The 10,865-nt window shown below is 57.9% G+C and carries 6 protein-coding genes and 1 tRNA gene; 2 read left to right on the top strand and 5 right to left on the bottom strand.

All coding sequences use genetic code 11. The annotated features are described in order from the left end of the window. Positions 1-1,083: 1,083 nt before the first annotated feature. On the top strand, positions 1,084-1,521 hold the full coding sequence (locus JQC81_RS05170) for a hypothetical protein (protein ID WP_203270748.1): 438 nt from the start codon (positions 1,084-1,086) through the stop codon (positions 1,519-1,521). A gap of 97 nt (positions 1,522-1,618) precedes the next feature. Here JQC81_RS05170 and JQC81_RS05165 read toward each other — a convergent pair whose 3' ends face one another. Genes JQC81_RS05165 through JQC81_RS05155 form a run of 3 tightly spaced genes read right to left on the bottom strand, consistent with a single transcriptional unit; the run spans position 1,619 to position 7,775 of the window. Next, positions 1,619-4,990, bottom strand: a complete 3,372-nt coding sequence (locus tag JQC81_RS05165) for a DEAD/DEAH box helicase family protein (RefSeq protein WP_203270747.1) — start codon at positions 4,988-4,990, stop codon at positions 1,619-1,621. Between the two features lie 17 nt (positions 4,991-5,007). Next, complete coding sequence (locus tag JQC81_RS05160) at positions 5,008-6,213, bottom strand: restriction endonuclease subunit S (RefSeq protein WP_203270746.1); 1,206 nt, start codon at positions 6,211-6,213, stop codon at positions 5,008-5,010. Next, complete coding sequence (locus JQC81_RS05155) at positions 6,210-7,775, bottom strand: type I restriction-modification system subunit M (protein WP_203270745.1); 1,566 nt, start codon at positions 7,773-7,775, stop codon at positions 6,210-6,212. The genes JQC81_RS05160 and JQC81_RS05155 overlap by 4 nt, the downstream gene beginning before the upstream one ends. A gap of 270 nt (positions 7,776-8,045) precedes the next feature. Here JQC81_RS05155 and JQC81_RS05150 point away from each other — a divergent pair. Beyond that, positions 8,046-8,135, top strand: a tRNA-Ser gene (locus JQC81_RS05150). 412 nt (positions 8,136-8,547) lie between these two features. Here JQC81_RS05150 and JQC81_RS05145 read toward each other — a convergent pair. Together JQC81_RS05145 and JQC81_RS33765 are read right to left on the bottom strand one after the other, a co-directional pair. After that, complete coding sequence (locus JQC81_RS05145; RefSeq protein ID WP_312887477.1) at positions 8,548-10,728, bottom strand: CHASE2 domain-containing protein; 2,181 nt, start codon at positions 10,726-10,728, stop codon at positions 8,548-8,550. Then, a complete protein-coding gene (locus JQC81_RS33765; protein ID WP_281400227.1) occupies positions 10,725-10,859 on the bottom strand; it encodes a hypothetical protein in 135 nt (44 codons plus the stop codon). The genes JQC81_RS05145 and JQC81_RS33765 overlap by 4 nt, the downstream gene beginning before the upstream one ends. Positions 10,860-10,865 lie beyond the last annotated feature (6 nt).

Genomic DNA, 10,865 nt, shown 5'->3' with positions numbered 1-10,865 from the left:
TACTGGCCGCCATCCCCAGTGCAACACGTGACCGGAGCACTTATTCCTAACAGCATTAGATTTGAATGTTCTTCTTATCCAACAAGCTGAAGCGCTCATGACTGGTGCGCTTCAATTCCTCAAGTTCTTTTACGGAAGTATCAGCAACAGCGCGTGGTGCTGGCATATTAAGATGGCTCTGCGACTCCTGCCAAAGCTTTTTATCCCAACCAAAGGAATCGCAAGGCGCAGATCTCTGTTGAGCGGTCACTTCGTCGAAGCAGCGGAGCTTAGTGCAAACGTCATTGTTCAAGCGCTTTATGACGGGCGCGCGGCCGTTGACACCTAGGCGCCTCCCGCCTAGGATAGCTGCGATGACTACTGAAATGCCTGACGTCAAAACCCGGCTAGAAACCTTATTCGGTCCTGTGTGGCAGGCCGCTCTAGACCATGCTGGCATCCTTTCTCGTCGCCGTGCTCGCGAGATCGGAGCTGGCGAAGGAACATCCAGCTCATTGGAGGCTATTGTGGAACTGCTTGAATCGCTGCCCCCATCAGATTGGCCCGAGCGCTGGACTGGTCTCGGTAAAAGCTCAGACCGCTGCCCAACACTTCTTACTGAGCGCTTTGCCGACAGATTGCAGAATGGGTGCATCGGACGAGAAGACGCTGTCATCCTCTGGGATGTGCCACTGAGCGACCCAACTAGCCCTCCTATCCTCAATGTCGCTGTTGGTTTTCTGCCGCCAGGAGCGTTTTCTGGCCTACCCCGCGATCACATTGAGCGCACAAGGTGGCGAGTGTGGACTAGGCAATGGTCGCACATGCATGGCTTGCCGCTCGTCTCTGGCGCTCTCCAGACTGCTGGCGCAACACCAGAGGGCAACGTAGCTCAGTGGATCGTGCATACCGGATTTGAGGGTGAAGCTCGGGAGAATGCAATCACGCACCTAGAGGAACGCATCCACGACTTCTCCCGCCATCGTGTTCAGAAATTTGTAGACCAATATCGTGCTCTTTACAGCGGAGACGATGAGGCTTCTGACTAAATACCACTCGAGCTTGAAGCGATAAGGTCAGCTGTGCGCTGCTGGGAGACTCGATATGAAAATCGCCAAATGGAACTGGATAGCTCTACATTACGACTCTATTCAGATTGGCGCATGGATCAATGATGAGACGAGGCAGGGCAAGAAGACGACGTATATGACCACTGCTCATTACGACCCTCGGACATTCGCCCGTATAGGTCCCCAATCGACGGTATCAATCTTTAAGGATGGCAGTTGGGTTGCTTATACCGGCGTTCGCTCCCGCCTCGAGCTTGAGAGCTATGTCACCGACATTTTCAAACGAGAACTTCGGGACTGCGGCATAACGAGGCCTGCTGGTCAGTCTTGGCCGAAACCATGGAGAGAACTCAAAGGTGAGCTCCTCGCAATCATGCAGGACCCAAGGCATGCTCTGATGAGGAACCCATTGGCGAAGGTAGTCGAGGGGCAAATCGACCAAAGGAAGCTAGAAGTTCCCGGCGAGGTTTAGGTGCGAAGCAATCTCCCAAACTATTGAGCTTATAAGGTCTATGGTGGCGCAACCTCATTGAGCGCCGAAGATGCAACAGTAGTAATATCTGGCTTCCTCAGGCGACTGCGGCATCGTTGAGCTGCTCGATCGTCCGAAACAGCTGGGTCACTGTGCTTTCATCAAACACTTGCTCCGGGCCTTGCGGCGCAATGTCCGTGAAGGGACTCTCGTAGAGTGAACTTGGCTCCATCACGCCGCGCGCGGTTAGGTGCTCCACGACCATGCTGATGAACTCGATCTGGTCCTTGGTCGCCATGCTGTTAGCGATGAAGGCCGAGAATGTTTCACTGACAGCCTTGCGCTCTAACCCCACTAAGGACCGGATGAACCGGCCGAGACCCTGGCTCGTCTCCTTAGCGCGCGCGATGTCCTCCGTGCGGGCGATGCCTGCTGTGACTAGCATGGATTCGAGTTCCGAGAGGTCCGTCAATGTCAGTGGTTTGCCGTAGCGCAACTTACGGAGAGCGATATGGTCCTCGTGCTGCTTCAGAAAGGCCCTCGCCTTCTGCTTAAAGCGCACGAAATCAACCTCCCCAACCTGCGGCAATGTATGCTCAACCTCTTCTCCGACTTCATCGGCGAAGTTCGAGTAGACAATTGCCCGCGAGCATTTCTCGATATGCTGGACGAGATCACGAAGGCGCAGACGAACCAACTCTAGGAGAGGCACCGTCACGCCCTCCCACCAGTGGTCGGTTTGCACGGCCTCGATCAGCTCCGCCTGGGCGGCGATACCCGGAATGCCGGATTGATCCTCTAGTGCGGACGCGATTTGGATTAGCTGCTTCCTCAGCCCGTCGAATCGCTTCGAGCCCTGCAGAAGCGCGAGCTTAAGGGAGAACATCAGCAGGTCGAAACGCTTGGCCTCTTCAGTTCCGTGCCGTATCGCGCTTGGCAGCGGCGCGAGCTCGGTCACGAGTTCATCGTGCGCCGAGGCGTCAATAACTGCCCAGGCCTCGGCGCGGGCATATTTCTCAACCGTGCGTCGGCGCTGGCGGACGATAAAGTTGTCCGGGTTCATCCCGGCAACGGTCTCCTGCAGAACTCGGAGCGCATCCTGACGCACCTCGACCTCGCCTTCCACGGCGCCGTTGCTCTTGCTCTGCTTTTCATCAAGTGCCCGCACCAAATCGAGCCGGGCTTGGAACAGCCGCTCGGACAGGGACTTACCTGCGGACGCGTCCTTCAGCTCCGGGTTGGCGCCAAAGAACTCGAGGTTCGCGCAATAGTCGAAGACGCGGAAGAACTCCTTGTCCTGCCCGGGGCCGAAGAGGTCGGGGCAGAGTCGCGTGCCACGACCCATCATCTGCCAGAACTTGGTCTTGGAGCGCACGGGCTTGAAGAAGACGAGGTTCACCACCTCCGGCACATCGATGCCCGTATCCAGCATATCGACTGAGATCGCCACGTGCGGAGCCTTGTCCTTCTCGGAAAAGTCATCGATCAGGCTTTGCGCGTAGTCGGTCTTGTAGGTGATGACGCGGGTGAAGTGCCCGGCAAAATGCGGATAGGCGGCATTGAAGCGCTTCTCGATGAATTCGGCATGGGGCTGGTTCTTCGCGAAGATGATGGTCTTCCCAATGCGGTCACCACCCTCGACCTTCACGCCCTTTTCCATAAAGTGGGCGATGACCTGGTCGGCCGTGTCCTCATTGAACAGCCGCTTGTTGACTTCAGCGGCTTCAACGCTGTCGGGGATCTCCTCCTCGCCCCATTCGAGCGCGTCCCACTGATCTTTCTCCTCCTCCGAGAGGTCATCGTAGCGCAGGCCGGAGCGTATGATCTTCAGCGGGACGGAGATGGCCTGCGGCGGCACCAGGTGCCCATCAGCCACCGCCTCGTCGAGGGTATAGGCGTCCGTAGGCACGCCATCCTCCAGGTCGAACAATGCATAGGTGTTCCGGTCGATGTCCTCCTTCGGCGTCGCGGTGAGGCCGACGAGGAAGCTGTCGAAATACTCGAAGATGGCGCGGTAACGCTGATAGACGGAGCGGTGGGCCTCGTCGATGACAACGAGATCGAAATGGCCGGGGCCGAACTGGCGCGTGCCTTGTGCCTTCCCGTCTATGAGGTTCATCATGGTCGGATATGTGGAGAGGAAGACCCGCCCCTCCACCGTCCGTTCCGTCACGAGGTTCACCGGTGCAGAATCCGGCAAGTGCGCCTTGAAGGCGCCGACTGCCTGGTTCACGAGGGAAACCCGGTCCGCCAGGAAAAGAACGCGCTTCACCCAACCGGCCCGCATCATCAAGTCCACGAGGGCAATCACCGTGCGGGTCTTGCCGGAGCCGGTCGCCATCACGAGCAACGCTTTGCGCTCCAAATGCTCCTCGAAGCTTTTCGCGATGGCGCGGATAGCGCGGTGCTGATAGGGTCGTTCGACGATTTTGCGATCAATGCGCTCTGCGGCGAGAACCTTGCGGCTCGTGCGGCGCTGGATCAGTAATTCGAGCTCGTCACGCTTGTAAAAGCCACCGATCTGGCGCGGCGGGTAGCGGGTGTCGTCCCAAATCCAGTGCTCGTAGCCGTTGGAGAGGAAGATCACTGGGCGCTGGCCGAAGCGCTTCTCGAGGCAGTCAGCGTAGAGCTTCGCCTGCTGCTGACCTTTCTGGGCGCTGTGCTTCGTCGCCTTAGCCTCGACGAGGCCGAGCGGCTTGCCGTCCACGCCCCAGAGCACGTAATCCACATAGCCGATGCCCTGGGCATTCGGCATGCCCTGGACTTCGAACTCAGTATCCTCTGGCCGGTCCAGCGCCCAGCCAGCTTCTCTGAGAAGCAAATCGATGAAGCGGTCGCGGGTCTCGGCCTCATTGTAGTCGTGCCGGTCAGGGATTGCCACGTTAGCTCTTCGGGCCGCCTCTACCTCGGCGCGAAGACGCTTCAGCTCCACGTCGAGATGGGTCTTGTCCCGCAGGAGTGCAGTGAGCTCACCGTCCTTGGCCTCTAACGCCGCCTGCTGCTGTTTGAGGTGCACAAAGGCGGTGCGTAGCGCATCCTCGCGCCGAGTCAGGTGCTTGGGGTCGAAGGCGAGGCCGTCCGCCGGCCGCGTGACCTTGCCATAGGTGCGGGCGAGCCAGAAACAGACATGAAAGAGCTCCTTCACGGCGCCGAGTGCATCAGCCACCGTGATCGTCTTCTCCTCATGCACAGCTCGGTTGCGCAGTCGGTTGATGAACTTCGCCTTGGCGAACACCGCCTCGCCCGCGAGCCGCTTGAAGCTCGGCTCGTGCAGCAGCGCGGCGATGTTGTCCTGGTAAGGCAGGGAGAGCCCTGGATCGTTCCGGAACGTCCATTTGACGGCGATCTCAACAGTCTTGCCTGCGAAAAAAGCTGCCGCTGTCGGATCGGAAATTACATGCCGCTCCGCTGCGACCGCCGCATCATGAATGTTTCCAAATTCGGCCGCGAGGAAGGTGAAGTTAGACATGCTATGGCGTCATCTGTTCAAGGCGTCTGAGAAAAAGCGCGTTGCTGAAGCGATGAGAACAGCTCGTTTGCAGCAGGAAGTGCGGATAACGACTTCGTTCGCTGGCGCTGGATCGAATTCAGAGCATTAATAAACCGTTCTTGCTCTCCTATGGTCGGCACAAGAGTTGGAATCTTAGATAAGTTTGACTGGTTTATTCCGGATATAGTCGACTGTGTAATGTATGGCAGAATGTATTTTTGGCGCACGTAGGAATTTGATAAATAGTAAAACAGATATTCCGCCCTTACGGCTTCTGAATGAGGGCGTATCCTGATAAACGATGATTCATAGATTAGAGGTTCTTCGGAGTTTGGAATCAAACACGGTTTGGCCGCACCCTCAAAATTTAGCGATCGCCGTGCAATCAGGAGATCTGTGTTGAGCAGGCCATACTTTGCGACATCTGCGGCGCTACAATTTACCCGCTTGAGTTCCCCTCTACTGACGATACCATTGAACGCATCGCTCATATGAACCATCTCTACTCCAGACTTGGATAAGCTGTATTTCTCTTTAGGGAAATAAGCCCCATTTTGGAGTGTAGAAATGCTTGCAATCGGCTGAAAGCGTTCTGGGTCTGCGCCAAAAATTTCGTTTCCAAAGACTTCCATAAAAGTTGAATGGAGCAGTTCGTTGAGTAACTTCAGTGTGCGCCTGCGCTTCCGGCGAAGCGCGTCCGCCTTGTCTAGGATAGTTGCGATCTGACGCTGCTCATCGAGCGGCGGGAGTGGGATCGGAGTAGCTGCAATCTCGCCTGATCGTATGCGAGGTAGTTGCCCCGGAGCTGCGTCGATCGGAGCGGTTCTTAAAAAGGCATCGCTTCGCAGGAAATGCGCGACATAGTTTCGGTCAACGCTACTACTCACCTTGAAGACATACTGGTCGACTGAACATATGCCGTCGAATTCAGCAATCCACACTTTATTGAGATATGGTCTCAAATACCCGTAGACGATGTCTCCTTCTTTGAAGCGCGCGCGTCGTCCCGTCATCCCGCCCAGTTCAATCTGCTCGGAACCGATGCGTATCCCCGTATCTCTCTCAACATGTTCCAAGCCAACGAACACGGCCTGTCCGACTGGCTTATCTTTCGGGTGAACGATCTCGTTCCTGAATTCGAGGAGCTCCCCTAATGGTCGGCTTCGGGCGACGTCCGTGATGATTTTGCTGTGAGTATTCACGGCAGCATGGCCTCCAACTCCAACAATCCCTCGGCGATCTCAGCCTCGAGCATTTTCAGTTCGGCAATGATCTCCTGCGGTGGGCGGTGCTCAGCCGCTTCGTGCACCACCTCTTTGTAGCGGTTGAGCGAGAGGTCGTAGTCGGCCGCTGCGATTTCAGCCTTCGGCACGCAGAAGCTTTGTGCCGTGCGGCTGCGCTTCCGCTCAGTGCCGGTCCGCTCGCGCCAGCGAGCTGCAATGTCAGGTAGGTTGTTCTTCGCCTGCTCGTCATTGGTCAGCGGGATACTAACGAAATTTGAGCCCTCACTCCGGCTCGGCGTCGGCCCAAGCTTCTCGTCTGGTAGCAGTGGGACGCGCTTGTCATCGAGGGAGAAGCCATCGGCCTGGCAGTCGTAGAACCAGACCTGGTCGGTGCCGCCTGAATTGGTCTTGGTGAAGAGCAGGATGGCGGTTGAGACACCCGCATAGGGGCGGAACACGCCCGACGGCAGCTTCACGATGCCGTCGAGGCGGTGGTCCTCAACTAACATCTTTCGGATCGTCTTGTGCGCAGTGGAGGAGCCGAACAACACCCCATCCGGCACGATCACGGCGGCGCGTCCGCCGGGCTTCAGGAGCTTGAGAAAGAGGACGAGGAACAGCAACTCAGTCTTCTTCGTCTTGATGACTTTCAGCAGGTCCTTAGACGTCGTCTCGTAATCGAGCGATCCCGCAAAGGGAGGATTGGCGAGGACTAGGCTGTAGCGCTCTGCATCACCGTTGTTGTCCTGCGCGAGCGAGTCCCGATAGCGGATGTCTGGGTTCTCGACTCCGTGCAGGATCATGTTCATAGAGCCGATCCGCAGCATGGTGCCATCGAAGTCGAAGCCATGGAACATGCTGTCGTGAAAATGACGGCGTAGGGCTTCGTCCCGGAAGATCTCCGGGTGGTTGTCACGAAGATACTCCCCGGCTCCAACCAAGAACCCGCAGGTGCCCGCGGCTGGGTCGCAGATCTCGTCCCTGGGCCCCGGCGCCGTCATCTCGACCATGAGCGCGATGATTTGGCGCGGCGTGCGGAACTGCCCGTTCTGACCGGCGCTCGCGATCTTCGAGAGCATGTATTCGTAGAGGTCGCCTTTGGTGTCCCGGTCATCCATCGGGATCTCTGCTAGAAGGTCGACCACTTTAGCGAGGAGTGCGGGCGTCGGGATGGTAAAACGCGCGCCCTTCATGTGCGCCCCATGGGCGGTGTCCGCGTCCGCCATAGAGCGGATGAAAGGGAAGACATGCTCGCCGACGATATTGAACATCTCGGCCGGGGCCTTGTTGCGGAAGCGCGACCAGCGCATCTCCTCAAAGGTAAGGCCGCGCTCGTCCTTCCCTCCCGGAAAGATCACCCTTTCCATAGGGCGCCGGAGCCGATTTGCCTTGTTCTCCTCCCGCGTGTGCACGTCGTCGAGGCCACGGATAAAGAGCAGGTAAGTGATTTGCTCGATCACCTCGAGGGGATTGGCGATACCTCCGGCCCAGAAGGCGTCCCAAATACGGTCAATCTTGTTTCTTAGTTCACCCGTAAGCATTAGCCCCTGAACCTTTGTTCGAGTCTTGGCTCGAACATAAGCTAAGCAGGGTCGCAAGGAAACGGAAACGATATGGCAATGTTATTGCATAACGCTTGCATCTCTGGTATATCTCCCTGAATTGCTCTCTCGGTAAGCCAGTGCTGGGCTAGAGAGCTTAGCGGCACTTCTGCGGCGCGTCCGGCACGCCTCAGCCGCTTGCACGTCTACTGAAGAAGCCCATGATATCCACCCCGCCTCAACCAGCGGGCCTGACGGCCTTCGCACCCCGGAGAGGTGGCAGAGTGGTTGAATGCACCGCACTCGAAATGCGGCATACGGGCAACCGTATCGGGAGTTCGAATCTCCCCCTCTCCGCCATTATTCCGCTCTAAGCTATTGTTGGCATTGCGCTATCCGCAGCGCTCGTCTGAGTGGTCCCAGCAAGGCCCCTAGCGGCGCCACCTGCACCGGTTCAGGAACTCACTACGAACACACCAGCTTCCTTGGCCTTGAGCCTGATAGTGCCTGCTCAAGGAAGTTGAATCGCCTCGTAGCATTCACGATTTGCGGCGTGTCATCCGCGAGCCATAGGCGGCCGGACTCGGACGCATCTCGGTATAAACGCCTTCATTGCTCCACAGTAAGCCGATACCGATTAGCCATCGACGGATCTTCCCGTTGGACCGACCACCGAGTCAGTGCCCATTGTGAAAGCTCGCGAGACGGGGAGGAAACTACCGCTCAGAACGACCAATGCCGCATGGCCTCCCCTCCCTTCCTGAGACAGGAGTTAGCTGGATGATGCCGGTGTGTCGATCAGGTGGCGGATCCGCTGAATGTAAAGCTCGAAATAGTCATCGAGGCCGAACTTCTTGCCTAACTCTCGACAGAGAAGGATCATCTCGAGCGCCTGGGACCACTCGCGGCATCGATAGGCGGTCAGCATCATGCCGTTCCGTTCGTTCAGTTCCGCGAAGTCACGGCCCGTGGCCACATCGGCACGCCCTAGAACAGTGAAGATCCTCTCCAGCTCCCGTTTTCCTCTGACCTGCAGATGGTCGATTTCGAGAACGGCGAAATGGGTCAGAACTGCCTGCGCGGTCCGCTCGCCGATGATGATGGGAACACCGTAGTGCTTTGTCATTCCCTCAAGGCGGGACGCCAGATTGACCGTGTCTCCCAGGGCCGAGTAGTTGAAGTGCAGATCGGATCCAAAGTTGCCGACGGCACAGAGGCCGGTATTGAGACCAATTCCGATCCTGAGCGGCGGAACCGGCTGATCGGCTTCACGCTGGCGTTGTTCGTTCAGCACTTTGAGACTGTCAAGCATCGCGCACGCGGCCTCGCACGCATTCATCTCATGACGCGGATCGTCGAGCGGGGCGTTCCAGAAAGCCATGATGGCATCGCCCATGTATTTATCGATTGTCCCGCGGCGCTCCATGATGTCCTTGGTCAGCGGAGTAAAGAGCCGATTGATAAGGGTCGTCAAACCCTTCGGATCGTCCTTGTACAACTCGGAAATCGTCGTGAAGCCCCGAATGTCCGAGAAGAGGACGGTCAGCACACGCTGCTCTCCGCCGAGGGTCAATTTTTCGGGTGATTGCGCCAGTTGTTCGACGAGATCGGGTGAGAGATACTGGCTGAACGCTGACCTGATCCGATAGCGGTCCGCGGAAACGGTCACGTAATTCGTGAACACCAGAACAGCGTAGACGAGTAGGCTGGAGATCAGTGGGAAGGTGTAGTCGATCAGGAGATCGAGAAAAGAGAAGCAGAACCAGGACACGCCCAAAGTTATGGCGGCGGTGGCCCCCCCAAGTACGAAAAGAATTCCGGCATTCACCCGAGGCACCAGTGTGACCAGGGTCAGGCTCAGCAGCATCGCAAGCACGATCTCGACGGAGGCCGTGTAGGTCGGCCGGCTCAGAGTCTCTCCCGTGAGGGCGCTTTCCAGAAGTTGGGCATGCAACTCGACCCCTGGCAGCGCCGGGTGAACTGGAGTGACCTTGAGATCGAGAAGGCCAGCGGCGGAGGTCCCGATCAACACCATCTTGCCCACGAGGCGGTCCGTGGGCACCCTGCCCTGCAGGAGGTCGATGGCGGAAACATACCTCCCAGGATTGGGGGAAGAGAAATGGATCCACACCCGGCCTTTGCCGTCCGTCGGAATTTCAAGATCATCAACACCGACGCTCTGGACGCCGCTTGCGTCCGACTTGATCAGGATGGCTCCCGATCTGGTGGCGACCCGCAGCATCTCAAGGGAAAGAGACGGAACAACGGTACCATCTGCGACCGCCACTACCGGGACACGGCGGACAGTGCCATCCTGTTCAGGAATAATAGAAAAGATACCCTGGCCCTGAGCGGCCTCGTCAAGGATGGGAAGATTGCGCAGGAGATGCGGAAAGTCGACGAGGAAAGGACGCGGGTCGGACCCGATGATCGCGATCCCCGTCTGGGTAGTCGGCCGCTCGATTGGCGCCGTGCCGGAGACGCGATACCCCGACTGCCCAAGCACCACCTTCGACACCCGAATGGCGTCCGCGAAGACGGCGTCGTTGCCGGGCAGGCGCAGGAGCCTTTCCCGTGTTGCGTTGTCCAACCCCCGGAATGTCTCGGCGGCGACCTCTGGTGAGCTTCGGTCCGGCTCGGGAAAGAGGACGTCGAAGCCAATGACAGTGCCACCTTGTTTGACGATCCTTGAGAGCATCTCGGCCATGACAGTGCGTGGCCAAGGCCATTGGCCCAATGCCCGCAGGCTCTTCTCGTCGATGTCTATGACGGTGACAAGATCCTGGCGCACGGCACGCGGATGCATCAGCTGGTAGATGTCAAACGATCGCTGACGGAGAGCTTCGATAGGTCCAGGATCCCAGATCCGCAAGGCGAGCAGTCCGACGAGAAGCAGGAGGCCGACGATCCGCCCGATCCCGAAGCGGTGCATCCTCTTCAGGAGAGCGGTCACAGCCCTCGCTCCGGTGGGGTGTGGGCATAAGCTGCGATGAACTTCGCACCCTGGTCGTCACGATGGGATCGCGCCTCCCATCGGGTCAGACCGTGAGGAAAGGGACCGGACAGGATCGTCGGCAGATGCATGATCCC

The organism is Microvirga arabica (assembly GCF_016811235.1).
Lineage (GTDB): Bacteria > Pseudomonadota > Alphaproteobacteria > Rhizobiales > Beijerinckiaceae > Microvirga > Microvirga arabica.
Note: the sequence above shows the minus strand (reverse complement) of the source record. Positions and strands in the feature narration are given on the sequence as shown.